Origin of the sequence: Candidatus Methanogranum gryphiswaldense (assembly GCA_019262145.1) — an archaeon.
In the GTDB taxonomy this organism is placed as follows: Archaea; Thermoplasmatota; Thermoplasmata; order Methanomassiliicoccales; family Methanomethylophilaceae; genus Methanogranum; species Methanogranum gryphiswaldense.
Window position 1 is genome coordinate 338,400 of the sequence record CP076745.1, and the last position, 24,971, is coordinate 363,370.

24 protein-coding genes are annotated in these 24,971 nt (G+C 44.4%); 14 read left to right on the forward strand and 10 right to left on the reverse strand.

Going from position 1 to position 24,971, the window contains the following annotated elements; translation table 11 throughout:
- Positions 1–5 precede the first annotated feature (5 nt).
- The 4 genes from KRP56_01870 to KRP56_01885 are packed head-to-tail and all read left to right on the forward strand — an operon-like array spanning position 6 to position 2,380.
- Complete coding sequence (locus tag KRP56_01870) at positions 6–485, forward strand: 30S ribosomal protein S13 (GenBank protein UAL08022.1); 480 nt, start codon at positions 6–8, stop codon at positions 483–485.
- A 10-nt stretch (positions 486–495) separates the two neighbouring features.
- On the forward strand, positions 496–1,146 hold the full coding sequence (locus KRP56_01875; GenBank protein UAL08023.1) for a 30S ribosomal protein S4: 651 nt from the start codon (positions 496–498) through the stop codon (positions 1,144–1,146).
- On the forward strand, positions 1,146–1,538 hold the full coding sequence (locus KRP56_01880) for a 30S ribosomal protein S11 (protein UAL08024.1): 393 nt from the start codon (positions 1,146–1,148) through the stop codon (positions 1,536–1,538). The genes KRP56_01875 and KRP56_01880 overlap by 1 nt, the downstream gene beginning before the upstream one ends.
- 11 nt (positions 1,539–1,549) lie before the next feature.
- Positions 1,550–2,380 (forward strand): DNA-directed RNA polymerase subunit D, encoded by an 831-nt coding sequence (locus KRP56_01885; GenBank protein UAL08025.1) that lies wholly within the window; start codon positions 1,550–1,552, stop codon positions 2,378–2,380.
- A gap of 63 nt (positions 2,381–2,443) precedes the next feature.
- On the opposite strand, the gene KRP56_01890 is transcribed toward KRP56_01885, so the two are convergent.
- From KRP56_01890 to KRP56_01900, 3 genes are all read right to left on the reverse strand, one after another.
- Positions 2,444–5,797, reverse strand: a complete 3,354-nt coding sequence (locus KRP56_01890) for a DNA polymerase II large subunit (protein UAL08425.1) — start codon at positions 5,795–5,797, stop codon at positions 2,444–2,446.
- A gap of 42 nt (positions 5,798–5,839) precedes the next feature.
- Positions 5,840–6,826, reverse strand: a complete 987-nt coding sequence (locus KRP56_01895; protein ID UAL08426.1) for a 50S ribosome-binding GTPase — start codon at positions 6,824–6,826, stop codon at positions 5,840–5,842.
- Between the two features lie 67 nt (positions 6,827–6,893).
- Positions 6,894–10,961: a lamin tail domain-containing protein gene (locus KRP56_01900; protein UAL08026.1), complete on the reverse strand. Its 4,068-nt coding sequence runs from the start codon at positions 10,959–10,961 to the stop codon at positions 6,894–6,896.
- Between the two features lie 136 nt (positions 10,962–11,097).
- On the opposite strand from KRP56_01900, the gene KRP56_01905 reads away from it, so the two are divergent.
- The 3 genes from KRP56_01905 to KRP56_01915 are packed head-to-tail and all read left to right on the forward strand — an operon-like array spanning position 11,098 to position 14,090.
- Positions 11,098–12,720 carry a radical SAM protein gene (locus KRP56_01905; GenBank protein ID UAL08027.1) on the forward strand — a complete coding sequence of 541 codons (1,623 nt, stop codon included), beginning with the start codon at positions 11,098–11,100 and terminating at the stop codon, positions 12,718–12,720.
- A 9-nt stretch (positions 12,721–12,729) separates the two neighbouring features.
- Entirely contained in the window at positions 12,730–12,903 is a 174-nt protein-coding gene (locus tag KRP56_01910) for a 4Fe-4S binding protein (GenBank protein ID UAL08028.1), read from the forward strand.
- Positions 12,900–14,090, forward strand: coding sequence for an NAD(P)/FAD-dependent oxidoreductase (locus KRP56_01915; protein UAL08029.1), 1,191 nt, complete (start codon positions 12,900–12,902; stop codon positions 14,088–14,090). Before KRP56_01910 ends, KRP56_01915 begins: the two co-directional genes overlap by 4 nt.
- Before the next feature lie 114 nt (positions 14,091–14,204).
- Here KRP56_01915 and mvk read toward each other — a convergent pair whose 3' ends face one another.
- From mvk to KRP56_01930, 3 genes are read right to left on the reverse strand one after another with little or no spacing between them, the layout of a single operon-like run.
- Positions 14,205–15,137 (reverse strand): mevalonate kinase, encoded by a 933-nt coding sequence (gene mvk / locus KRP56_01920; GenBank protein UAL08030.1) that lies wholly within the window; start codon positions 15,135–15,137, stop codon positions 14,205–14,207.
- Positions 15,137–15,655, reverse strand: coding sequence for a hypothetical protein (locus KRP56_01925; protein ID UAL08031.1), 519 nt, complete (start codon positions 15,653–15,655; stop codon positions 15,137–15,139). Before KRP56_01925 ends, mvk begins: the two co-directional genes overlap by 1 nt.
- A gap of 5 nt (positions 15,656–15,660) precedes the next feature.
- Positions 15,661–16,788: a pyridoxal phosphate-dependent aminotransferase gene (locus tag KRP56_01930; protein UAL08032.1), complete on the reverse strand. Its 1,128-nt coding sequence runs from the start codon at positions 16,786–16,788 to the stop codon at positions 15,661–15,663.
- Positions 16,789–16,878: 90 nt separating this feature from the next.
- Between KRP56_01930 and KRP56_01935 the strand changes: the two genes are divergently transcribed.
- Positions 16,879–17,244 carry a hypothetical protein gene (locus KRP56_01935; GenBank protein ID UAL08033.1) on the forward strand — a complete coding sequence of 122 codons (366 nt, stop codon included), beginning with the start codon at positions 16,879–16,881 and terminating at the stop codon, positions 17,242–17,244.
- A gap of 9 nt (positions 17,245–17,253) precedes the next feature.
- A complete protein-coding gene (locus KRP56_01940; protein ID UAL08034.1) occupies positions 17,254–18,405 on the forward strand; it encodes an HD domain-containing protein in 1,152 nt (383 codons plus the stop codon).
- On the opposite strand, the gene serS is transcribed toward KRP56_01940, so the two are convergent.
- The 4 genes from serS to KRP56_01960 form a co-directional block, all read right to left on the reverse strand.
- Positions 18,406–19,680 (reverse strand): serine--tRNA ligase, encoded by a 1,275-nt coding sequence (gene serS, locus KRP56_01945; GenBank protein UAL08035.1) that lies wholly within the window; start codon positions 19,678–19,680, stop codon positions 18,406–18,408.
- A gap of 9 nt (positions 19,681–19,689) precedes the next feature.
- Positions 19,690–19,983 (reverse strand): YhbY family RNA-binding protein, encoded by a 294-nt coding sequence (locus KRP56_01950; GenBank protein UAL08036.1) that lies wholly within the window; start codon positions 19,981–19,983, stop codon positions 19,690–19,692.
- The gene (locus KRP56_01955) at positions 19,980–20,300 is read right to left on the reverse strand and encodes a ribonuclease P protein component 4 (GenBank protein ID UAL08037.1); all 321 of its coding nucleotides are present in this window, start codon (positions 20,298–20,300) and stop codon (positions 19,980–19,982) included. The genes KRP56_01950 and KRP56_01955 overlap by 4 nt, the downstream gene beginning before the upstream one ends.
- A 63-nt stretch (positions 20,301–20,363) precedes the next feature.
- Positions 20,364–21,362 (reverse strand): hypothetical protein, encoded by a 999-nt coding sequence (locus KRP56_01960; protein UAL08038.1) that lies wholly within the window; start codon positions 21,360–21,362, stop codon positions 20,364–20,366.
- Positions 21,363–21,534: 172 nt separating this feature from the next.
- Between KRP56_01960 and rplJ the strand changes: the two genes are divergently transcribed.
- The 5 genes from rplJ to queC all read left to right on the forward strand — a co-directional run bounded on the left by rplJ (position 21,535) and on the right by queC (position 24,971).
- Positions 21,535–22,053, forward strand: a complete 519-nt coding sequence (gene rplJ / locus KRP56_01965) for a 50S ribosomal protein L16 (GenBank protein ID UAL08039.1) — start codon at positions 21,535–21,537, stop codon at positions 22,051–22,053.
- A gap of 9 nt (positions 22,054–22,062) precedes the next feature.
- Positions 22,063–23,043: a diphthamide biosynthesis enzyme Dph2 gene (dph2, locus tag KRP56_01970; GenBank protein ID UAL08040.1), complete on the forward strand. Its 981-nt coding sequence runs from the start codon at positions 22,063–22,065 to the stop codon at positions 23,041–23,043.
- Positions 23,044–23,088: 45 nt separating this feature from the next.
- Positions 23,089–23,598, forward strand: a complete 510-nt coding sequence (locus tag KRP56_01975) for a hypothetical protein (GenBank protein UAL08041.1) — start codon at positions 23,089–23,091, stop codon at positions 23,596–23,598.
- 231 nt (positions 23,599–23,829) lie between these two features.
- Positions 23,830–24,306, forward strand: a complete 477-nt coding sequence (locus tag KRP56_01980) for a 6-pyruvoyl tetrahydropterin synthase family protein (protein UAL08042.1) — start codon at positions 23,830–23,832, stop codon at positions 24,304–24,306.
- Entirely contained in the window at positions 24,285–24,971 is a 687-nt protein-coding gene (queC, locus tag KRP56_01985) for a 7-cyano-7-deazaguanine synthase QueC (GenBank protein UAL08043.1), read from the forward strand. Before KRP56_01980 ends, queC begins: the two co-directional genes overlap by 22 nt.

Here is a 24,971-nt window from a genome sequence, read left to right on the forward strand (position 1 = left end):
AAAATATGGCAAAGGCAAAGAAAGAAGCGCCTAAGACCGAAGATGAAAATTTTAATTTCATCGTTCGTATCGCAAGCAGTGATATAGATGGTCAGAAGAGGGTCGTCATCGGCCTTCAGAGCATCAAGGGAGTTGGAAAAAGAGTTGCTGAGATCGTAGTCAGAAAGGCTGACATCGACCCAACAGTGAAGATCGGATCCATCTCGGACGAAAAGGTCAAGCAGCTTGAGCAGTGCATAATGACGTATGTCGAATACGCACCCAACTGGGTCGTTAACAGGCAGGTCGACTATGAGTCAGGTGCAGACATGCACCTTATCGGAAACGACCTTGATATGGTCCAGAAGGACGACATCAACAGAATGAAGATGATCCGCTGTTACCGCGGAATTAGACATGAGACACACCACAAGGTAAGAGGCCAGAGAACCCGTTCGAACGGAAGGAAAGGACTCACAATGGGTGTCCAGAAGAAGACGTCTTGAGGTGTTATAAATGGGAGATCCTAAATTTTCACGTAAGTCTTACGACACACCTTCTCACCCATGGCAGGGCGAGAGGATAAAGGCAGAGGCCGAGATCGTCCGCCAGTTCGGACTTAAGAACAAGACAGAAGTCTGGAAGGCACAGACAACACTCAGGAACTTCAGGAAGCAGTCAAGGGAGCTTCAGGCACTCTTGAGGACCGGAGATGCACAGGCGAAGGTCGAGGCAGATGCACTTATCAACAAGTGTGCCCGCATCGGTGTTCTGCCCGTTACCGGTGGAACGCTCAATGAGGTTCTTCTGCTGACAGATTCAGAGATACTCTCTCGTCGTCTTCAGACCGTTGTTTTCGAGAAAGGACTTTCTACAACGATCAAACAGGCAAGGCAGATGATCACGCACGGACATATTTTCATAAATGGTCACAGAGTGACCGTTCCTGGATATATTGTCAACAGGGATGAGGAAGCCTCAGTGGAGTATAATGTAGCATCGCCGTTCACAGATGAGATGCACCCGATGAGGATTCCATCGGAGAAACTTATAGTAAAGGAAGCAGTCAAAGAACAGACTCGTTCAAAATTCGAGGCAAAGACTGCAGCAGTAGCCAGGGCAGATGCTCAGGAAGCCGGAATCACAGCAAAGGATGGTGAGATCTGATGGCAGCAACACAGAAATGGGGAATCGCTAACATCTACGCCAGTTACAACAACGTCATGATCACCTTGACCGACATAACGGGAGCAGAGACTCTCGCTAAAGTTACCGGTGGTATGGTTGTTAAACAGGCCAAGGATGAGTCTTCGCCTTACGCAGCTCAGAGAGCAGCAGAGAAGATCGCAGAGGTCGCAGGAGAGAAGGAGATCATCGGAGTTCACGTCAGGGTACGTGCACCCGGAGGAAACAAATCCACATCTCCAGGACCCGGAGCTCAGGCTGCAATTCGTGCACTGGCAAGGGCCGGTCTTAAGATAGGCCGCATCGAGGATGTTACACCTATTCCGCATGACGGAACCAAGAAGAAAGGCGGACGCAGAGGACGCAGGGTCTGAGGAGGCCTCTTATGGACATTGAAATACTCGAAATGGCAGAGAGGAAGGGAAAATTCATCCTTAAAAATTCCTCTCCTGCCATGGCGAACGCACTCAGGAGGACAATGTTGTCCGACATTCCAAAGATGGCCATCGACAAGGTCGAGTTCCACCTCGGACCAATCATGGTTGATGACAAGGAGTACGAGAGCGTAACGCCCTTGTTCGATGAGATCATCGCTCACAGGCTTGGAATGATTCCAGTGCCCACGGATTATGAGCTCTTCACATACCAGGATAAATGTGTCTGTGGAGGGGATGGTTGCCCAAGCTGTACTTTAATGTACAGTTTGAATAAGATAGGTCCGTGCACGGTATTGTCCGGTGACATGGTACCGCTCGGCAATCCAGATCTTAAGGTCAAGGACGAGAACATTCCCATAGTCGAATTGACGGATGGACAGGCCGTGCTCATATATGCGACAGCAGTGATGGGCACGTGCAATAAGCACGTCAAGTGGCAAGCAGCATTTGGTGTAGGATACAAGTATCTCCCAGTGATCAGCATTAACTCGGAGAAGGCCAACGATCCCGACGTTCTAAATGTGATCAAACATTGTCCAAGACATGTTTTCGGGGAGAAGAACAAGAAATTGGTGGTTGTTAACCCACATGCATGTTCATTGTGTGATACATGTAAAGAGATTACAAACGGTGCCGTCCACGTAAAAGGAGACGACAAGAATTTCTTGTTCACATTCGAGACCGATGGTTCGCTTACTGCAAAGCAGGTTCTTGAAAAGGCAGTTGAGATCCTCAGTGAAGAAGCCAAAGAGCTTGCAATGCAGGCTGATTCGCTCTAAACAAATTCCAGATCATTCCGGGCCCGTATATCGGGTCCGGTAATTTTTAATTTTATAAAATCATTAGTAGAAATCGGATAACTTGCATTTTTTGATCTTATCATTGTTGAATAAGGAATTCATGCTCATCTCGAGGATCTCGATCCTGTCTTTGGTATAATCATCAAGACCGTATTTCTCGCTTATCTCTTTTGACACTTCAAGATATTTTCTTACGCTGGCCTCATGGACAGTAAGATTGAGGGTATGTCCGCATTTCATGCATACTCCGCTGAGAGGCACTCTTCTGTATTTCTCTCCGCACTTGGTACATCTGACAGTCTGTGCTGCAAAGCTTCTCAGATTTCCGATCATATCTGGCATGAAGTGTTTATTGATGACCTTTGTAGCGACATCCCTTTCATCGACTGCGCGGATCATCTTCCCTAGTTTGAGTTGTGCATTCATCTTATCCATCATGGATTCCAACGTGGTGTATGCCGAATATTTTGGTCCTTCGGCAATATCATGTGTATCATGGGTGAACCCAAATCCCTCATATTGTCTGGGAGTTCCGATACGTCCTGCTACAAGATCCATGATCTTATCGATCTCCCTTGGATCCTTCATCTCCATGGCGGCGTTATAGAATTCCAATGGGTATTCCCTCAGGCAATCTACATTATGGGCTTCTTTGTCAATTTCATTTGGATCCAATCTCGTTGTAAGAACCAAAGGTGCATCCATAAGCCCGCCACGTCTGTTGGGAAGGAATGTCCTGGAGAAATTAAGAAGACCATCCATCGCAAGTATTACACAATCTTCGTCACCATCGCAGTTCCTTCTTTTAGCAGCATGGAAGAAAGGATGTCCATAGCATCCCCTTACGTCAGAGTATCCTATTATGCGACTTAGTATACATCCTGATGTGTGAGGAGCAAGTGCATATGTCAGATGACCAATGAGATCACTTCTGTTACTGACGTTATAGTAACTTTTCATATCATAGAGTTCAGTCAATTCATCATCAATAAATTTGGCAACTTTCACCATATAGTTTCCACAATCTTGTGAAGGTACTATGTCCTGAACTTTGAGTTCGACTATTTGTTCAGGGTCTGTCAGAGGAGCGTTATTCCAATCGTGTGTATATCCTAACTCGTGTGCCTTTTCTATGGAGAGTCCGATCTCCCTTGGTTTGAAATGTGTAAGCGGTATGTCTGTCATGTCAAAACGAATGGTCCCTTCTTTGAACATGGAGACATCATTTTTCGATCTTAGTATGCCTTTTTCAAGCGTTTCTGGGACCTTTATCTTTGAGATCAGTTTTTCCATGCATTTGAGGTCTACCGGTCTTTCACGGAGATTTGCCAGTGCATCGTTGAATTCTTTCTCAATGTTCAATTTGGTCATCGGAGGAGCACCGGTTGGGCCACGCGGTTCTTGAACACTCATATTGAGAGTGTGACATCTGCACTCTCTGCACCAAGTACGGAATGTGATCTGACCGCATTCCGAGCATCTTCTTTTACTTACTTCTATCTCAATATATGGTGCTGAGTCAGACCTTAGGCTGGAATTATTGGCCCTTGCGGTTTTCATGGCGCATTCGATGTCTTTTCTGGGCTGGGTGTCAGAGCCGACAGGGAAGATAGATTGTAATTTGGGAGAAAGCTCACGTTCTTTTGCTTTTTCAGGACGGCCCATTCTTGTTCCGATACGGGTCATGGCCCGGGCACGGACCATATATCCTGCAGCATTGCTTATCGCGGGCAGAACATCCGTTCCTTCTAATTCTATGAGAGAAACGATCTTCTTTTCTTTGATTCTGAGACCGAGACATTCTATGATCGGAAGAGAATATCTTTGATCAATAATGGATCTTCCTTCACGGAATATGTGTACGGCGCAGAGGTCCTCTAATGTCCTTTTTGTGGAGGCATTAGTCGGAATACTGAGGGTCACCCCATCGTACATGCCCGATATGAGTATTGCATCTCTTAGTTCGATCAGTTTTTCCATCTTTACATCGGACCACATCAAGTTGAATTTTGGATGAAGTGCGAGGCCCAACTGATCGGACATCTCTTTGGAACGTTCATATGTGGGATCATTCCAATCATCTGGTAGTTCTCCTTTTGCAAGGATCTCTTTTTTGTGCCACTCGATAGAATATCCGCAGGGGACCAGTAAGTGGTTGTTCTCGCAGAATTCACCGAATGGGATTAGGATCTCACCATTGTCCACGATCTCTGATATTTGATCCCTGATTTTCAGGACCTCTTCTTTGGTTTGACAGTATATCAGGTCACCATTCATGAGGAGAAGATGCGGGCCTTCTAAGATGTCGCACGGTGTGACGACACACGCTTTTCCAGGCCTTTCGATCTTCAGTTGTGTTCCCAGGGCCATGAACTCATCCATTGCGTACATCGTTGCGGGGCTATAGGCAAGGGATGCAAGTCCAGAGGTCCTAGCCCTTCCATATCTGAGTCTGAATCCTCCAATCGCACAGGGGTGTCCAAATATAGGACGTCCTGCGACCAGATCATTAAGGTATTTGTAAGATGGCTCGACCTTTTTTTCTCCTGTTTCCATAACTTCTGTCGTTTTATGGGCATCAAGATATTTTCCAATGAAATCCCATCCTTCGATATTGAGCTTGTCTACGTGTTTCTTTAGTTTTGCGGCTTTAAGACACATACCCTCGGATATAACCAGGCACGCTCCACCCCTGACCTTGTTCGTTTCTATTCTTGGCAAGTCCCTGAATCCAGAGATCTCGATCTGTTCTGTGCCTTCTCCATCTATGCAGATCGGACAGTTGTTGACGATCAGTGCGATCTCTGATGAGGATGGTGTGAACTGAAGATGCTGGCATTGCTTGTATAAGGGTATCTCCTCGTCAAATCTTGCTGCTTCTTGAGGAGTAGGGATATATTTTCCGATTCCAAGGGTTTGTCTGACCATGTCAGCAATAAGCACGCTCATGGCTTGCCCTGTTCCTCCTGCAGCACGTATCGGACCGGCAAAGATGAGGTCGATATAGTTTGTACCGTCAGAATTTGTCTTTATTTTAGTATCGGCGATGCCTTCCAGAGGAGCAACGAGGATACCTTCAGTGAGTACGGCAAGGCCCACCCTTACGGCTCTGTCGACGGCTTTTTCCAGGCTTTCTGCAGGTCTGTTCGCGATCTCTTTCGCGATCATCAGTGCGACGATCTCACGGTTGCCGTGTTCTGTCGTTAATCTTCTGATCTCTTCAGCGACACCTTCTACATTATAATCACTTAGAAGTTTCTCAACACGGGAGGCAAGGTCCTCTGCTTGCGGGATCTCAACATGGTCCTCAGGGTCGAACCCTTTTTTCCTTGCTGCTTCTGCGATCTCATAGCATTTATCGTTTATCTTGGAAAGATTTGAAAAGTAGTCCGCCATCTCATCGCTGACGGCAACCTTTGATGGCATATCTTCTGCCTCTCAGATCTCCGCAGCAATGGACCTTTCGCGGAATATCTCTCTTAATTGCTTTATTAGCATGGACCTTAATTCATCCATTCCTTCTCCAGTCTGTGCTGAGAAATGGATATTGTCGCTATTGGTACGTATTATGTCGAGCTTGCTTTCGGCTACGATTATTGGGACACCGACAAATCCTTTTTGCACGGATTCGAGCAATGCCATTTGTTTCGTCATCGAATATCCGCAGGTTTCCGAGGGGTCTATGATGAAAATCATTATGTCTGTGAGGTAACGAAGGGCGAGGACCGCCTGTTTCTCTATATCGTTCCTGTCTTCGAAACTGCGGTCGAGAAGGCCAGGGGTATCGATTACCTGGAATTTTCTCCATTCATCCTCTATGTGACCGACGATAATTCCTTTTGTAGTGAACGGATATGGTGCTATCTGAGGGGTAGCTGTGCTCAGTTCCGTTACAAGTTTGCTCTTTCCTACATTTGGAAATCCAGCAACTACCAGGGTAGGAACACTCGGGTCTATCGAGGGCAGAGCTCTGAACTTATTTTTAGCATCCTGTAGGAAAAGGAGATCCTTAGAGATCTGATGGATGTAGGATGAAAGACGTCCGTAGAAGCTGTTCCTAATGCTGTCCAAGAGCTGAGGGTCCTTGGTACGTCTGACCTCTCTAAGGGATTCATTCTTGAGTTTTTCTGTTCTATTGGATGCCCAGTTCAAAGCTCCAAGTGATTTTTTATATTGATCAATACCGATCACGAGGTCCACAAGTTCAGGCTGGAAGTCCTCTTCCTTTTCCATTCTTGGGAATCTTTGGATGTACCCGCCAAGGGTTGTTACAACGATATCTCCAGAAGCTGTGATCTTGGCCAGGATCGTTTTCTTCTTCGTATCAAGCGCATCAGATCCGTTCTTGGTAATTTTCGACGCCCTATGGAATGTCTTCTCTATGAGTTCCTCAGCAGTGAGGACCGTTGGTATGTTATAGTTCATTCCGGCCATATTGGGAGATAGGGTTCCCATATTAATAAAAATCTTTAAAGAAGTTTGCTAGATCGGGTCATGATGACTGTTTAAATGTCGCTTTTATCAACCATATGTCATTATGTGTGTTTTTGTCCGCTCCTAACGATGAAGGGATCAGTGCATATGGGCAATCAAGAATCTGAACTCCTGCGATAACCTTCCAAGATCCGGCATCTCCACCTATTACTCTGTCCAAACTCGATAAATTGGCTCTTATGTTCACACATATTTGGACATCGGGGTATTTGTCAGCGTCGTCAAGGAATTTTGGAGTCTTTATGCCAGTATATACTTTGATCCCGAGGTAGGTATTATTGTAAACAACCTCTTTAGGATCGATACCGTACGGGTTTCCGATATTGAATAAAAGGTCCTCCATTTCACCTATCAGGCATTTCAATCCATCTTCTGCGAAATTCGAATCTATCAATAGTGAGGCCTCGAATCCAATGCATCCTGCTGAAGCGACGTCAGTTACTTCCACCGATACGTAGATAGACGCCTCCACCAAACATTCCGATAACATCTCAATTGCAGAGGTTATAGCATTCTGAACAGCAACCTGGAAAAATTTCGTTAAATCCTCAGTATTCGTAAGGTCGCCCATGTCCGATAATGTCGATGTTGCGGATTCTTTGATTATGTTGTACAGCTGTGTCCTTATCATCTGCCCTGTCAGAATTCCGCCACAATTCTTTGTATCACGAGTACCTTCTTCGAATATCCATTCGGTGGAGGCGTCCGCCACTCTTTGCCAAGTATAATTATCATTGGCAGTATCTTTTTTAGTGGGTGTCTTATCTACAGTATTGCCGTCACAATCCATTAGCATTACATACTCTCCACCCTTTAGATTTGAGGAACCAGAGTTATTCAGGAATGATCCTGGGAGATCTATGATGAGCCTTCCACCAGGTTGTAGTTCTGTCGAGGAGATCGTATACGTCTTGGTTTTGTTGGTGCCTGCACGTAACGAATATCCAGAGATATCAATGGTCTCAGAGGATGCATTATACAGTTCCACCCATTCGCAATTAGTGTCAGTTCCTTCTGGATTGGATTCGAATTCATTAACGACAAGTCCATTTTTGAAGGGAGCATTATATTTCAGATTCAGTCCCAGATCTATCGAGACCTTTGCCGCCCCCATAGGTATATTTGAAAGAATCGTACCCAATCCAGGTATGTCTTGAAGTGAGAAATCTATTTCGTTGTATGAGATAACTTCAGGCATAACTATATCGAAATCTGTTCCTTTGACGTTTCCAGATACACATATGAGGTATTTTGTCGTCTTCATTGTAGGGTCTATGTCTGCTTTTACATCCCAGTCATCACCGACTATGGATGCCGATCCTGTTATGATGAGTTCCTTGGAGCTGTCTTCTCCTTTTTGCTTTATGGTTATTGACCCAGATACGTCTAGATCGGATACGGTAGTACTCAATTTTATTGTTAAAAGTGTCTTTGTGTTCTTGATAAGAGATGCTAGATTCAAGGTTATTGTCAGTGTGAAACCCATGTATGAGAATCCGGCCGTTTGTTTTGATGCATTGACGTTCAAGATCCATTCAAGAGACCCTACAAGATTTTCTGCGGCCTCAGTGAACCAAGCTTCTATCTTATTTTCAATCATTTCCTTCAGTTCTTCCAAAGGTTCCATTAAGGCGTTATAGAGTTTTTGTACGATGTCTGTCACGAATTTACTTATCTCGATAAGTGCGGAATTAAGAATTGTCAAGGCGTCCATTATCATCGAAAGGATCTTTTTAAGAGGTTCTAAAAGAGGAGACAGTAGATTGACAAGAGAATTCCAAGCATCAGACAATACTGTATTGCTGGCACAGTAATTATTAACACCTTGTAAAGCCCAAGCACTAACAACTGTGATCTTCAATACGAGGTCTATTTGACAGCTATCTTTGATCTCTGAGTCAGAGATTCCCATGTAATTTTCCAGTGAACCTTTGCTAGAGACCTTATATGAAATATCGTCTTTTATGGAAACAGAAAAAACGGTTGAGTATGACGCCCCTGAGTTTTGTAGGAATCCTACATAATGAATACAGTCAGACAGATTGGAATTCGGGCCATATACTTCTACAGCGGGGTTGGAGGTCAGATCCATAGACATCTTTTCGATGGACGAATTACCAGCGTTATCTGTAATCACGAAACTATCGGTTCCAGGAAGTTGTATTGGGTCGCAGTATGAGTTGATGGCAATGTTCTCGCGCATCTCCCTGCATAATGATACAATGCGTTCTGGAACATTCGTCGTCTTATCCATGAATCCGAGTCCCTTCTCCAAGACAGATCTGCATATTTTTTTCATCAGATTATCCTGTTCACCATTTACATTTTTCAATGTGGTGAATCCGTTCATAAGGGAGTCCACTTCATTTGAATATGTATCAAGGATGTTCTTGATCTCAGGCCCGTCAATTAAAGAATTGACGATCTTTTCAAGCGTATTTGTATTTAACACCGTTCCGTAGTTTTCATCTATCATCTGGGTCAATTTTGTAAAGAGAATATCATGTATGTTCTCCTTGAATGTTGAAACACCATATATGTTCACTACATTGTCGTTTATTGTATCGTATATGCTGTTGTAGAATGGGTCAATGATATTCTGTTCACCGATCGATTCGCTTATTATTTTTTCAAAGGCCGCATCGCCGTTGTTCAATGCGGATTCTACGGTTTTGGAAATGGTCTCTAAAAATGATTCACCATCTGTGGAATCGACCTTGAATCTTATCGTGCCAAAACAGTTTTCAGACCCTACTTTCAGCGCTGCAGAGTTGATGATATTGGTGAACCATTCTCTGATCTCACAGTTGTCTTCCCTGTAATGCTGTTTGAAATTAGATATGCCCTCCCAGGACATCAGATCGACTGTTGGGTATTCGAGCGTAACGATATAATCTGAACTTTCTTTTCCGATAGATTCGGATATACTCTCGCCTGGAACAATTATCTGAAAGGTCTTATTAGAGTGGAGATATCTGTATTTCTCGATGTCCAGCCCATTTTCCGAAAGGACGCTTTCGATGTAAGGTGCAGCGGAGAATTCGTTGTTGTTTGTGAAAAAGCCTTTAAGGGAATCCCAAGCGTTCTTTAGTTTATCGTTTGCCAGATCTACTGTGTCAATAATGCTGTTACCATAAAGGTAATCTATCCACTGCAGCGCGATATCATCGGCGATCGACATCAATGCTTGAGAATATACGATCGAGAGATCTATTTCGACGTATCCATCAGATACAATGTAATAATCTGCAAGGTCCACAGATGTTGATGAACCGTCAATTCTTTCAGGCAAAATGCGGAAATATGTAAGACCCAGGATCTTGATCGAGTTTGAATACGCCAGTGTAACATCCTTTGTGGTAAGTATGTTGTTTGTTCCCATATCTCCGAATTCATTAATGGCTCCATAGCCGTTCATCACCCTGTATTGTGCCAGACAGGTCAGTTGATAGTTTATCATTTGGGATATCAATGAGCCGGGTCCGCTTATTGCGTTTTTGAATAGGGAACCTTGTTCTGCTACGAGAGGAAGAGCACAGGACGCATCGGTCTCAAAGTCTATTGTCTTTACAGTTTCACCCGAGTCACTGGAATATTTTGCTGTGAAGGAGCCCTCGCCAACTAGATAAGAAGGAGCACATCCTTCAGTTAGGTCGTTTTCAGAATATTTGAGAGATTCAGCTGAGAGTTCTGTTGAGAATGATTGTAGTTCTACGGTGACACCATTGTCTAAAATTGGAAACTGAAAATCCATCCAGTTCTTTGCCCGTTCTTCGTATTTTTCAGCGCGTTGTTCAATAGTGCCTTCTACTGACGCTATGCTAAGTGAGAAGATTATTTCCCCAAGGCCCTTCTCAACAAAGTATTCAGTACTATCGATCACAGTTTCAATGTTCTCTAATTCCTCAGAGATATCTTCAGTATTTTCAGAGCTTTTTTCTGTTTGTGCTGCAACGACAGCATAAGCAGAGCCCGATATTAGAAGAACTGCGATTATAGCAAATGGCATATTGCCGCGTTGGGATCTTTTCAATCCTGATATCGAACGATGTTTTATCGGTCTCATGTGACCGGTTTTGTTGTTCGTTCTGTTATATGGGGGACGATACAGTTAGTGTACGCAATCGGACTTTCCCCGCGCTCTTTGTACAAAGAATATCAAAGAAGTATTATAAGACGTCATTCGATTCCCCTTTGTTACCATGAGTGCAACTATCAAAGAATATGCAATCCAACCGGGTCTTCCCAAGAAAACGGAATCTATCTGTCCAGAGTGTGGAAAGATTATAGAGGCCACCCTTTTTGAGAAGGACGGTAAGGTCTACATGGAAAAAGAATGCCCTCAGCATGGAAAGTTCAAGGACGTCTATTGGTCAGATGTCAATATGTATCTGAAAGCTGAGAAATACGCTCACGACGGTATAGGAATATTCAATCCAATGGATAAGAATCTGAAAGAGGGCGAGAATGCAAATTTCATCATCGATGGTAGAAGGGTGGATATGCTAAGCACTACGGCGCTGGCCAATATCGATCTTACGAACAGATGTAATATGAATTGCCCTATCTGTTTCGCGGTAGCAAATCAGGCAGGGTATGTTTTCGAGCCTGACTACGATACAGTGGTCAAGATGCTTCAGACCCTGAGGAATGAGAAACCGATCAAATGTACGGCCGTTCAATTTGCTGGAGGAGAGCCAACGGTTTATCCTCAGTTCGTTGAGGTTGTAAAAAAGGCAAAAGAGCTTAAATTTGCACAGGTACAAGTTGCGACGAATGGTATAAAGTTCGCAAAGGATTATGAGTTTTTGAAAGCCTCCTCTTTGGCAGGACTCAATACGATATATCTGTCGTTTGATGGAGTGACAGATGACATTTATCTAAAGGCCAGGGACAGAAAGATGTTCCAGATCAAATTAGATGTAATTGCCAATTGCAGAAAGTTGAAGGAAGATATAGGAAAATCCCCATCGATAGTCCTAGTGCCTACAATCGTAAAGGGGATGAACGATCACCAGATCGGAGACATTGTTAAATTTGCGATCGAGCACTCTGATGTTATCAGAGGTGTCAATTTCCAGCCAGTCGCCTTCACAGGAAGGATAGACCACGAGGAGCTTGAGAAGGGTAGATTCACCCTTCCCGATCTGGCCAGGGAGTTGAGCGATCAGACAGGCTATACGACCGTGGATGATTGGTATCCAGTTCCTATCGTTGCACCCATCTCTAGCTTCGCATCCATTATATTGGGTGAGAACAAGGTGACGTTCACGACACATCCTCACTGCGGTATTGCAACATACCTCTTTATCAATGAGAAAGGAGAAGTAACTCCTTTCCCCCGTTTCATTGATGTCGATAAGTTCTCCAAAGGTATGGTGGAGATCGGTGCAAAGGCCGAAAAAGCAACATTTAAGAAATTGACTGCATTGAAGTTATTGAAGCTTCTCAACAACTGCATCATCGAGGATAAAATGCCAGAGGGTCTCGATAAGAAGAAATTCATAATGATGATAAAGAGCGTTATGAGCAACAAATCCAAGAGTACCCTTGCCGCTTTCTCTTGGAAGATGATGATGATCGGCGGTATGCACTTCCAGGATGACAGTAATTACGATATTGAGAGGGTCAAGCGTTGTGGGGTTCATTACGTAACTCCAGATTGTCAGGTCATTCCGTTCTGTGCGTACAACGGAGGGCCGAATTATCGCAAGATCACCGAGCAGAAATATTCCACGCCTCTTGCGGAGTGGAAGGCTGCACATAAAAAGGAAGCAAAAGAACTCGAACAAGCTTTGATCGTACCCGAGGATCAAAAAGCATGAGGTGTAAAGATGATAGTTAATTTCGATAAATGTCTCCACTGTGGTGGATGTGTTGGATCCTGTCCACAGAATGCGATCTTCCTGAATGACTATATTTTGGAGTTCAATGATAAATGCAACAGGTGTGGAAGATGTGTCAGGCTATGTCCAGTACAGGCACTTAAACTGGAGGCGAAGGTATGAAGACATACAAATGCGATGTTATAATTGTCGGCGCCGGCCCCGGTGGGAGCATGGCAGCAAAGTTCTGTGCGCAAGGCGGATTGAACACAATACTCATAGAGAAGAAGGCCGAGATCGGGGCCCCTCTGAGATGTGCCGAAGGCGTATCCAAGAAATGGTTACAGGAAGTAGGTATAGAACCAGATCCGACCTGGATCTGCGCAGACATGAAAGGAGCAATCATCAGATCACCTAGTGGATATCAGTTCAAATTGGATGAGAGCAAAGCAGGTTCCGAGGTTGGATATGTTCTTGAGAGACACCTTTTCGATAAAGCACTTTCAAGGGATGCTGTAGAAGCTGGTGCGAAGATAATGTTGCGCACATCTTGTACAGATGTCATTAGGAAGAATGGAAAGTTGATCGGGATCAAGGCAAAATCCATGGGAGAGGACATCGAGATCCACGCCGATGTCATAATTGCTGCCGATGGATATGAGTCACAGGTAGGCAGATGGGCAGGTATCGATACGAACCTTGAATTGAATGACCTGTGTTCCTGTCTTCAGTATAGAATGGTGAATTGCGATGCTGACATGGAATATTGTGAGTTCGTGATAGGACGTTCTGTTGCACCGGGTGGATATCTTTGGATATTCCCCAAAGGCAACGGTGTTGCCAATGTAGGGATCGGTATAATGGGTACAATGGCCAAGAAAGGAGAGGCCAAGACATATCTCGATAAGTTCATAGGATCGGATCCCCGTTTCAAGAACAGTCAGCCTGTAGAGATAATGGGGGGATTCGTTTCCACATGTCCAGGTATGGATTGTGCCGTGGATGACAACATAATACTTGTCGGAGATGCGGCAAGGATAATCGATCCAATTACTGGTGGAGGAATCTGTCATGCGTGTAGGACCGGTATGTACGCCGGAAAGGTAATAGTCGAAGCATCGAAGAACGGAGATTTCTCGAAAGCGGCGCTTATGCCTTATGAGAAGATGTGGCGTGACAGGATGGAGGACAAACTCTATAGGAATTGGATGGCCAAAGAAAGGTTGGCCGAGCTCGATGATGAGACCATCGATGAGCTTGTGAAACTAATATCTGATTCGGACATCAAAGAGGTCAATGTCTACAACCTTCTCAAGGTTATCAAAGAGAAGTTCCCTAAGGTCGTTGAAGGTTTCGAAGACCTGATTTAAACTTTTTAGCGGCCTCTGGCCGTTATATTTTGTTTTTCAATTCAAATTGGTGTATAGGTGTGACCTTTGGTCTGCAAGTTATAGTTTAATTGATAATAATTGATTTGCAATCCTTTATCTGGTCACTTTTACGCCTTCTACTCTCGTGGATACTATGAATGGCATACCGCCTCTGGAGAGGATGGCATCTGCAACCTTATCAGGTTTATCAGTAAGGGCGACCATACAACCCCCTCCTCCGGATCCAGTCAGTTTTGCACCATAGGAATACGGTAGTGTTGCATCAACCAATTTGTTCAGTTCGTTACAGGATACACCTAATATGGACAGAAGTTTATGATCATATGTCATCAATTCTCCCAGACGCGTCCTGTCGTTCCTGTTTATTGCATTCATACCTTCAAGTGTGATATTTCCGATCTCATCCACGATATCTGATGCAAATTTGTTATTTTCTCTGTATTTTCTTACTTTTTCAACAAGAGGTCCCGTGGGTGCGCGTATTCCGGTATAGCCGATCACAAATGTCATCTGTGGTATATCGATATCCGAGATCTCCCATTTGTTTCCGTTCTTTTCAATGGTCCAAAGGTGTTTTTTGGCATTAGGCACATTTAATGCAATTCCATATCCATGAGTGGAAGTGGAGGTATCCATGGGGCTTCCTCTTCCTTGTGCATAATATTCTGCTTCGAATGCCTCTTTGGCCACTCCTTCCGGATCTATTCTCTTCCTATGAAGCTGACGCATTGCTGCAGCGAAGGCCACAGAAAGGGCCGCAGAAGACCCAAGACCAGACCCAGGTGGGATCTTGCTGTCCATGTATACTGATACGGGAGCAGAGTCGTATTTCATCAGTATATGCTTAATGTGAGGATTGGCATTAATATCAGCAGTTTCACCATTGATCTTGAATTCTCTGTCGGCATGCACTTTAACGGTAAAACGCTTATCGATCGCCAGCGATATCGCCGGTTTTCCATATACCACAGCGTGTTCGCCAAGGATCACGAATTTACTTGGGGCGGAAACAACGGTCTCGATCATCAGTCAGACAGTCCGTAGCGGTCCAGTAATTCTCTGATTGCATCATTAGGTGTTCTTTTTTCCAATATTGGCTGAGGTATGTCCCACCATCTTTCTTCGAAATCTTTAAGAGCGGATTGATAATCATTTTCAGAGTTGAATTTGGAAGGTTGGACCGTTGCGAGTGCCTTCTCATGTTCCTTGAAAAGGTCTACATTGTATTTTCTGTTGGTTAGCGCAACTCCAAGTAGCATATCGAACGAATATGACATCTCCATCGCTATTTCGGAAGGTATGGCATCCATCATCATGTCCAGGACGCTGTTGGCGGTCATTTTGAAAAGCATCTGACGTTTTGTATCTTCGTCAAGGCCTTCTTGATTTTCAATGATATTGGTGATCTCTTCATACATCAGATCTCCAAGAGCATCGACCCGGACGGGATTCTTCTCATACATCTGTTCGTATGCTTTGTCTTCTTCACTCTTTTCCTCTTCATCATATCCGAAAAGGCTGGCATTGGGGTCGTTGTAATCCATATTCATCATCTCTTAAGTTTTTTCATTGTATTTTCAAGAATATCCATTCCTGCATTGATCTTTTCCTCGCTGGTTGCATAGGAGAATCTGAGGTGGCCTTCCCCATATATTCCGAACGCGGAGCCAGGTGTGCATATAAGGCCGTTCTTTACTAGTTCTGCAGCAAGTTCTGCAGATCTCATATCGAGGTCATAGGTAGGGAATGCATAGAATGCCCCTTTAGGAGGTATCATATTCATTCCGTCTATCTCGTTTATGCGTTTAGTTATGAGGTCTCTTCTCTTTTTATATATGCTTTTGGATTTTTCCAGATAAGGTTCTATATTCGGCATTGCAGCAAGTACACCATACTGTGATGGCATATTTGGATTCGCACATACATGATATTGCATCTTTATGAGGGCGTCCATATCCTCTGTGTCGGCACAAATGAATCCGAGTCTCCATCCTGTGACCGCCATCATTTTAGAGAAACCGCTTGCGATTATTGCTCTGTCCAAACGGTCCATGAAGGACACATGCTCGCCTTCATAGACGAATGGTTCGTATACTTCATCCGCGAGTATGTAGATGTTATTGTCTTCTGCAATGTCCAGTAGCGCCTTTTTTGTCTTTTTGGTGATCACACCTCCGGTGGGATTACTGGGAGTGTTAACGATCATCATCTTTGTCTTCTTAGTTATAAGTGACTGGATATTTTCGGTATCAGGTTGGAAGTCTCCTTCTGTGAGCTTATATTCTTTATAGGATCCTCCTGAAAGGACGGCATGAGGTCCGTATATTACGAAACCCGGACTAGGTACAAGGACCTCATCACCAGGGTCAATGAACGATTGTGATATCTCTAAAAGTGCAGTGGACCCACTCGGGGTGATCATGATATTGCCACCGTTGATATTTCCATATTTGGAGAACCTTTTGGCCACCGCATCCCTTAGTTCGGGGATTCCTGCAGTTGGACCGTATTTGTTCTTGTGATTCAGTGACGCCTGATACATTCCTTCGATGGCCTCCATGGGCGGATCCAGATCAGGTTCACCAAGTCCCAGATTGATAGAATTGGGACCTGCGAGATCGAACATCTTCCTGATGCCTGACATTGGGATGCTGTCTAACCTCTTTGATACTTTCATAAGACGTAATTGTCAATCTTTGTTATATTCGTTGGGTTCGTATTTTGGAAATACGCCATATTATTAATCCTGGATTGTATTCTCGATTTCATGGTTCAGATCAACAGAAAAGCCTGGCTACTTTTCGATATCATCGGATTGGTGTTCGTGATATTCGGTGCGATGTCCTACGTAGGTCTATTGTTCCATACGGGGACATTCGTCGGATTATCTGCATTTTTAATGGGTCTGTTCTTTGTTGTATTGGGTTCTGCATTCGGATATCTTGAAGGTATTACCGTCAGAGACGAGATATCGGAATTGGTCAGATATAAAAATGTGGAAGAGGCCGTTGCCAAGTGCAATGACAGTGAGGGCACATACATACTCGATATCGATGAGGCAGAGAAGAAGACAATTCCAGATGAGATAAATGTCAATGAACTCTTTGATGATAATGTCGATTCAAAGAAGTGAGGGGAGATAATGGCCAATCAGAAGGCATTGAACGCAGAAATGCTCTATTACATGTTCGAGGCTGTGAATATGCACAGGTGGAACGATCACATGAGGACGATCGATCTCACAGAACTTGATAAACAGGCGCATAAGGCCTCCATAGCATGGATCCTAGGGAAGTATGAAGAGGATGCGGGACATGAACTAGATTGGGAGAAATTGATCTCTGGAAACCTTTATTCTTTCATTTCCAGATTAGTGCTGACCGATCTGAAGCCTCAATTATATCATCGTATGGAATCAGAGAAATCAGGTCAAGTAAATGATTACATATTGAAGGAGTTCAATCGTAAGGTTCCGGATGCGCCAGAAAACTTCAGGAATGAGTTGGAAGACTATCTGCATTCTAAAAAAACATCCAAAGAGGATGCTATATCCCGTGCTGCCCATTATTTGGCCACAAGATGGGAATTCAATATGATATATCCAGCGAACCAGTCCATGTATGGAATAGACCAGACACGGGTTGAGATAGACGAGCAGATCTTTCAACATATGGATCTTGCTGGTGTAAAGAAATTGATGATCGATAGGAGCACATTCAATATAGTGGATCTTATCGGGCAGTTAAGGTTTCAACAGAGGTGGGCTAGGACGCCCAGGATACCTCAGACAACCGTTTTAGGGCATTCTCTTATTGTGGCCAATATGATATTTCTGAGCGATTATGATAAAAAAGTAAGTAATAAACAGAAATATTTTGATTTCCATACAGCATTATTCCATGACCTTCCAGAGGTCTTGACGAAAGACGTAATAACACCTGTTAAGACCAGTGTGGACGGTCTTCCAGATCTTTTGGAGAGTTATGAGCATGAGCTCATCGAATCAAAGATAATGCCTTTGATCCCGGAATCTTGGAGGGATGAGCTAAGGATGATGGTGTACGATCCATTCACAGATTTAGATGATCCAGTATATGGTATACGTAGAGGAAGGGACCTCAAGACATGCGATCGTATGGCCGCTTTTATGGAAGCGCACATTTCGATCCGTTATGGTATTTCGTCTAAGACACTTAGGGAAGGGGAGAAGGAAATAAGGAAAAAACTTGAAAAAAGCGGTAAAGGAATAGATGCAAATGGTTTGTTAAAGAGTTTCGATCGGATGGATATCTGATCATTTTCTCTTTGAGATGACTTCTTGTCCCTTCATGTAAGGTCTAAGAACATCAGGAATTGTCACGGAACCGTCCTTATTTTGATAATTCTCAAGTACAGCGACCATTGTTCTGGGTAGAGCAAGTCCGGAACCATTGAGAGTATTAATGAATTCACTTTTGAGGTGCGGTTCAGGCCTGTACTTTATCCTGGCCCTGCGTGCTTGGAAGTCTGTGAAATTGGAACAAGATGAGGCCTCTAACCAAGCATCTTTTCCAGGGGCATAAAGTTCCAGATCGTAACATTTTGCACAAGAGAAGCTCATATCTCCAGTGCATAGTAACAGTACCCGGTATGGTAGATTAAGTCCCTTGATAAGGTCTTCAGCATCATTCCTTAGTTCCTCGAGGGCTGCCCATGAGGTCTCGGGTACTACGAAGCGTACCATTTCCACTTTGTTGAATTCATGTACACGGATGATACCTTTCGTATCAGCATGTTTTCCGACCTCTCTTCTGAACGATGGGAGGTATGCAGTGTATTTTATCGGGAGGTCCTCTTTATTGAGGATCTCATCCTGGAACAAATTGGTCACAGGTACCTCTGCGGTCGGATTCAAGAACAAATCGTCCTTCTCAAGGTGATACATATCGTCTTTCAGATTCGGATATTGTCCAGTACCTATGAGCGCCTCTTTGTTCACGACCACAGGGGGAAACACTTCTGTGTATCCCTGATCGTGATGTGTATCGAGGAAATAGGAGATGAGTGCGCGTTCAAGACGGGCTCCATCTCCCTTCAAGCAGTAAAATCCGCTTCCTGCGACTTTTACGGCTCTGTCGAAATCGATGATATCGAGATCTTCTGCGATCTCAAAATGCTCCTTGGGTTTGAAATCAAAGTGTCTCATTTTTCCCCATTCGTAGACTACCACATTGTCGTTGCTGTCTTTACCGAAAGGTACTGATTCATGAGGGATATTTGGGATGTTGAGTACACAGTCGTTGCGTATCTCTTCCAAGACTACCATCCTATCATCGTTGGCTTTGATCTGATCTCCTACTTCGCGCATCTTATCAATGATATCATCTTTCTCTTTTCCTTTGGGGAGTTTAGAGATCTTAAGTGATTCTTCATTTCTGGTCTTTCTCAGATCATTGTTTGTTTGTGTAAGTGCTCTCCATTCGGAGTCTGTTTCCAGGAATTTATCGAGTACATCCGTGGATCTGTTTCTGTTGAGGATCATTGTCCTGATCATATCGGGATTTGATCTGATTATGTTTACATCCAACATCCAAACACCTTAGAATTTCTTTTGGCACAGGGAGCTCCACGTTCTTTTGTCCGTGAAAATAATGACATTTCCGCGAACATCCACGACGACGGAATCCGTGGAGTCTGCGATGGTCTGAGCGGTCTCATCCGCTTCTTTTTCAGCATTGTCTAGGATCCTGACCTTAATGATACGGCGGCTCTTCAGCTGGGCCGTTATCTCGTCTTTGACTCCTTGATCAATTCCTTCTTTTCCGACGTGTACGGTAGGTTTGAGTTCTACAGCACGTCTCATTATCTCCTTTTTTGCTTCTTTTTCCGTCATTTAATCTGCTCCCTGAGGTATGGCATACGTTTGATCGTTCCACATTTGGCACATGTTGATACGATCTTATGTTCAGTAAGTCTCACTGTGCAATTGATGCCCGGTATCATTGGTAATGAACATTCTTTACAGTATTTGAAATCTGAGGGGACATCTGTCCTGGTCTTCATTCCTATCCGTTTAGCTAATGTGACATACCTGGTTGCCCGGTCATCATTTCCTTCTCTAACTGCTTTATCGGCCAACTTGACCAGTATCCCGATCCTTTCGTTGCCTATCTGGGCCGCAGCGTTCTTTGGAAGGTGCCTTTTAGACATGTTATGCCTCTTTCACTGACAGGACGCTGAGATATAAATGTTTACCACGCATTAGGCATGCGATCATCTATGCAACTGCGGTGCCAGAACTTTTATGTATTTGCATCCTGCGATCGATTTTCCTGCTTCATATTCATCCAGACGTTCCATGAATTTTTCATGGAAGATGCGGATGGTATCATCCCAACCATTACCTGAAACAGAGACATCTAATTTCGAGTTCGTGAATGTCCATATTTTAGATCCTGGCATATGTGATATGTCTGCTGTTACGGGATTTGAAAGTTTCACATCCCTGTCCTTTGATATTATCCTACTGAATGTGATGCTGGGTATCTTTTCTACAGATATGATCTCATCGATACCTATGAGGTTCCCGTTTCTTGCGAACGTCATGTGTCCTTTCACAGCGCAGGGCCCACAGTCACACAGTCCGAGTGCGGTTGTCCTCATCTCCTCATCATTGAAATTGAGGTTAACATCACCTTCGTCGCATGCAAAGCATGTTCTTCCTAATGGGTCTTTGTATAGTAGGCCCACGGCCATTCCCAAGTGGTCCTGTGGAAGAGGACATGACCATTCCGATATGACTTCCTTTGAAGCTCCTTTGAATATACCTGATACATCTGTTGCGGCGTATTGGATCGAATATCCCACAACATCACGTGAAAGTGAACTGAGGTCCCCTATGACCCAGGATTTGTATTTTGGGTCAGGGAAAGTAGTCTCTATCATATCCGATAGACTATTGCTTTCTGACATGTTCATCATAAGTGTCATGACCTTCACCGTGTCATCCATCAGTGTACCGGTGAACCTGTCCGCCGCCTCTGTAGAAAGCGTCATGCTCCTTCCGTCCACTTCTGTGATGTGAAGGATGAACCTGTTGAGGTACTCCTTAGGAACAGTGTATACGGTCATCATGTCCTTCTCGATGATCTGTGCCCCTATATGGACAATCAACGACTGGATGTCCATCATTATGCTCCCTGCTACCGATACAGGTATGTCGTCGCCTTCTTTATTCGATATGACCTTGAAACTTGGTGTGTTCGTCAGCATCCCCTAGTGGAACATTTTCTTCGCATTATATTATTGTTATTAGTCTAAACTAGGGAAATCCTTATATCTGATGTATGTCTCGTCGTGGATGGTCATGAATCGGCCAAGTAACAGTCTTTAAATATGAATTTGGGATTGTCGCATTCATTAAGCCCGCACACAGGTGGTAAAGATGGTAAGAAAGCCCGCATCGATGTATAGAAGAATCACAGGACAGGCGTACACACGCCGCGAATATATGGGAGGAGTCCCTGCAAGCAGGGTCAGCCAGTATGATATGGGTAACCTTCAGGCAGATTTCCCCGTAGTTCTCACACTTAAAGTGAAGAATCGCGTCCAGGTGAGACACACATCCCTTGAAGCAGGCCGTATCGCCGCTAACAGGGTCTTGTCCAAAGACGCGGGAACTCAGAGCTATCACCTTATGGTAAGGGCGTATCCCCACATGGTTCTCAGAGAGAACAAGCTTGCTACTGGTGCAGGAGCAGACCGTGTGTCGAGTGGAATGCGTCGCGCTTTCGGAAAGACGGTTGGAACTGCAGCGAGGCTTGAACGCAATCAGGCGATCCTTACAGTAAAGGTCCCGGTAGACAAGGTCAGTGTTGCAAAGGATGCTCTTTGGAGAGCATCGATGAAATTCCCCTCCCCATGCTACGTAGTAGTAGAAAAGGGACAGGAACTCATAAACTGATAGATAGACATGTTCGACCTAGAAATAGGGAGAATTGTTGATTGGGTTTGCGGCGGGGGGTTCTCCTCCGTCGCTCTCCAGTTGCCAGAGGGGCTTAAGTCCAAGGCAATTGATATTTCTGATATCATAACTCGCGAGACAGGTGCATCTGTTTTCATTTTAGGTTATCCATGTTACGGTGCATGCGATCTTTTTGTAGATTATAGAAAATATGCTGAGGCATTGATACATTTCGGTCATTCTCCGATACCTTCTATGGGTGAAGACCCCAATGTGATGTATGTTGAGGTCCACACATCCATAGACATTGTTCCGAAGTTGAATGCAGTGTTGAGCGAACTTCCGCAGAGGATAGGTCTGCTGGCCACAGTACAATATGTAGAGATGCTGCCGAAGGTCAAATCTGTTTTGGAAACTTCTGGTAGAATCGCGACCATCGGCATGGGTGACACAAGAATATGTCATCCTGGTCAGGTACTTGGATGCAATTGCAGTTCAGCTATTTCCGTGCAGGACGAGGTAGATGGGTTCCTGTTCATAGGCGAGGGGGATTTCCATCCGCTCGCGACAGCATTCGGTGTGAAAAAATCCCTATTTGTACTAAATCCTGTCACCGGAGAACTAAGGGACGTCGTCGATACCCGTGATCGGATATTAAGGAAGAGGTTCGCATCCATTGAAAATGCCAAGTCAGCGAAGGATTTTCTCGTTATTGTGTGTGGAAAAGTAGGTCAGAATCGCATGTCCACAGCTCAGATCATATGTTCAAAGTTAAGGAACAACGGCAGGAATGCACATATTGTGATCATGGATGAGATAACACCTAATTCGTTGCTTCCTTTCAAAGCAGATGCATATGTGTGTACAGGATGTCCTCGTATAGCAATGGACGATTCTGTACGGTACCAACATCCCATGCTTACCGTGACCGAGATTGATCATGTACTCGGATTGCGTGATTGGGACGATTATAGATTCGACTCAATATGAGGATTTGTGCAAATCCTTAATACAAGTGAGGGATTAGCATATTTCATGTTCACATCGCAATCTCTTCTTGAGGGAGATCTTCCAAAGGTTCGTGTCGGCATCGGTCGCGGGACAGAGAAAGGGAATGTAGAGAGAAGCGTACACACAATTGGTAAAGATAGAGCGATCATCTATGACGATCCAAAGGCACTTGTGGATGATTTGTTATCTGGCAAGATAGATGCTGCGGTCCGTGGGGATATGTCGTCTTCTAAACTTTTGCCAATACTCAAATCAGCCATGGGTGTAGATAATTTAGAAAGGATCGTTCTATTGGAGCCAAGGATGAGCAAATTGGTCTTTATGGCGCCCGTTGGTATTGATGAAGGGTGGACCGTTAAACAAAAATATGAAATGGTCGAAAAGTCGCTTAAACTTATGAATAAGTTAGGCGCAGGTCAGAAAGTGGCTGTCATGTCTGGCGGAAGAAACGAGGACCTCGGCAGATGTCCAGCCGTGGATAAGACGATCCAAAATGCCAATGAACTTGTGCAACTTTTGAAAAAAAGGTTATGATGCATACAATGCGCAGATCCTGATAGAGGATGCTCTGGAGGAGGCCGATCTGATAATCGCGCCTGATGGGATAACTGGGAATATCATATTCAGAGTACTTCACTTTGTAGGTGAGGCCAAGGCCCTCGGCGCTCCGGTCATAAATATCGATAAAGTGTTCATTGATACCTCAAGGGAAAAGACAGATTATACTGATTCCATACAGTTGGCAATGAGACTCAAGGGGGAATATTGATGATACTAGAGATCGACGGCGGGTATTCAGGTATCAGATTCTCATCATGTCATTTTATCCCCAGGCATGAGAAATGTTCGAGATTACACGGACACGGTTACATCGTGCGTCTTCGTCTGGAAGGAGAAGTGGGGGAAGAAGGAATGATCATGGACTTCGTGGTCTTGAAGAAGAAACTTAAGGAGATGATCGACGAATTCGATCATCATGTCCTTCTTCCTGGAAGATCAAAAGATGCTAAGATCACTATGAACGGAGATTCAGTAGAAGTCTCATGTTGTGGGAAAAAGTATGTGTTCCCCTCTGAGGATGTGGTCATACTCGATGTCCCTACGACGACAGCAGAGGAGATGGCAATACTCATGACCGAAAGGATGGCAAGAGAGGTAAAGATACCTAGCAATGTGAAGAGTATATCTATCGGATTGGACGAGGAGCGTGGACAGACCGCATGGTCCACGAAGGTGTTATGATGAAAGCGGTCGTCCTTCTCTCAGGCGGATTGGATTCTACGACCACACTCGCGCAGGCCATTGCAGATGGGTATGAGGTCACGGCCATCAGTTTCAGATACGGCCAGAGACATACAAAGGAGTTGACATCTGCCAAAAATGTGTGCGATCACTATAATGTCAAGCATGTGGTCATCGATCTCAATCTCAGTTCTTTCCGTTCAGCACTTACAAGAAAGGATATTGACGTACCGATGGATCGTTCAGGGGAGTTGTCCAACGAGATACCGGTGACATATGTACCGGCGCGTAACATAGTGTTCCTCAGTATAGCTGCCGGTCTTTGCGAATCGATAGATGCAGATAGGATATACATCGGTGCTAACGCGGTGGATTATTCTGGTTATCCAGACTGTCGTCCTGAGTTCTTTGAGGCATACGAGAAGATGTTGGCCGCGGGAACGAAGACAGGCGTGGAAGGACATCCTGTAAAGATAATAACGCCGATATTGAGAAGTTCGAAGGCCGATATCGTCAGGCTTGGAAAGAAATTAAATGCACCTCTTGACCTTACATGGTCCTGTTATAACGGTGAGGATAAGGCTTGTGGTCATTGTGATTCGTGCAGACTTAGACTCAAGGGATTCGAAGAAGCAGGTTATAAAGATGAGATTGAATACAGGTGA

What these genes read in the sequence shown, in the direction of transcription:
- KRP56_01930 (UAL08032.1), bottom strand. Translation starts at nt 16,788, where the DNA reads ATGAAAGTATCAAAGAGGTTAGACAGCATCCCAATGTCAGGCATCAGG.
- KRP56_01960 (UAL08038.1), bottom strand. Translation starts at nt 21,362, where the DNA reads ATGCTGACGAACACACCAAGTTTCAAGGTCATATCGAATAAAGAAGGC.
- serS (UAL08035.1), bottom strand. Translation starts at nt 19,680, where the DNA reads ATGTTGGATGTAAACATAATCAGATCAAATCCCGATATGATCAGGACA.
- KRP56_01925 (UAL08031.1), bottom strand. Translation starts at nt 15,655, where the DNA reads ATGGATTACAACGACCCCAATGCCAGCCTTTTCGGATATGATGAAGAG.
- KRP56_01880 (UAL08024.1), top strand. Translation starts at nt 1,146, where the DNA reads ATGGCAGCAACACAGAAATGGGGAATCGCTAACATCTACGCCAGTTAC.
- KRP56_01940 (UAL08034.1), top strand. Translation starts at nt 17,254, where the DNA reads ATGGCCAATCAGAAGGCATTGAACGCAGAAATGCTCTATTACATGTTC.
- rplJ (UAL08039.1), top strand. Translation starts at nt 21,535, where the DNA reads ATGGTAAGAAAGCCCGCATCGATGTATAGAAGAATCACAGGACAGGCG.
- KRP56_01950 (UAL08036.1), bottom strand. Translation starts at nt 19,983, where the DNA reads ATGACGGAAAAAGAAGCAAAAAAGGAGATAATGAGACGTGCTGTAGAA.
- KRP56_01890 (UAL08425.1), bottom strand. Translation starts at nt 5,797, where the DNA reads ATGGCGGACTACTTTTCAAATCTTTCCAAGATAAACGATAAATGCTAT.
- KRP56_01915 (UAL08029.1), top strand. Translation starts at nt 12,900, where the DNA reads ATGAAGACATACAAATGCGATGTTATAATTGTCGGCGCCGGCCCCGGT.
- KRP56_01875 (UAL08023.1), top strand. Translation starts at nt 496, where the DNA reads ATGGGAGATCCTAAATTTTCACGTAAGTCTTACGACACACCTTCTCAC.
- mvk (UAL08030.1), bottom strand. Translation starts at nt 15,137, where the DNA reads ATGATCGAGACCGTTGTTTCCGCCCCAAGTAAATTCGTGATCCTTGGC.
- KRP56_01905 (UAL08027.1), top strand. Translation starts at nt 11,098, where the DNA reads ATGAGTGCAACTATCAAAGAATATGCAATCCAACCGGGTCTTCCCAAG.
- KRP56_01900 (UAL08026.1), bottom strand. Translation starts at nt 10,961, where the DNA reads ATGAGACCGATAAAACATCGTTCGATATCAGGATTGAAAAGATCCCAA.
- KRP56_01895 (UAL08426.1), bottom strand. Translation starts at nt 6,826, where the DNA reads ATGAACTATAACATACCAACGGTCCTCACTGCTGAGGAACTCATAGAG.
- queC (UAL08043.1), top strand. Translation starts at nt 24,285, where the DNA reads ATGGTCCACGAAGGTGTTATGATGAAAGCGGTCGTCCTTCTCTCAGGC.
- KRP56_01935 (UAL08033.1), top strand. Translation starts at nt 16,879, where the DNA reads ATGGTTCAGATCAACAGAAAAGCCTGGCTACTTTTCGATATCATCGGA.
- KRP56_01910 (UAL08028.1), top strand. Translation starts at nt 12,730, where the DNA reads ATGATAGTTAATTTCGATAAATGTCTCCACTGTGGTGGATGTGTTGGA.
- KRP56_01870 (UAL08022.1), top strand. Translation starts at nt 6, where the DNA reads ATGGCAAAGGCAAAGAAAGAAGCGCCTAAGACCGAAGATGAAAATTTT.
- KRP56_01975 (UAL08041.1), top strand. Translation starts at nt 23,089, where the DNA reads ATGTTCACATCGCAATCTCTTCTTGAGGGAGATCTTCCAAAGGTTCGT.
- dph2 (UAL08040.1), top strand. Translation starts at nt 22,063, where the DNA reads ATGTTCGACCTAGAAATAGGGAGAATTGTTGATTGGGTTTGCGGCGGG.
- KRP56_01885 (UAL08025.1), top strand. Translation starts at nt 1,550, where the DNA reads ATGGACATTGAAATACTCGAAATGGCAGAGAGGAAGGGAAAATTCATC.
- KRP56_01955 (UAL08037.1), bottom strand. Translation starts at nt 20,300, where the DNA reads ATGTCTAAAAGGCACCTTCCAAAGAACGCTGCGGCCCAGATAGGCAAC.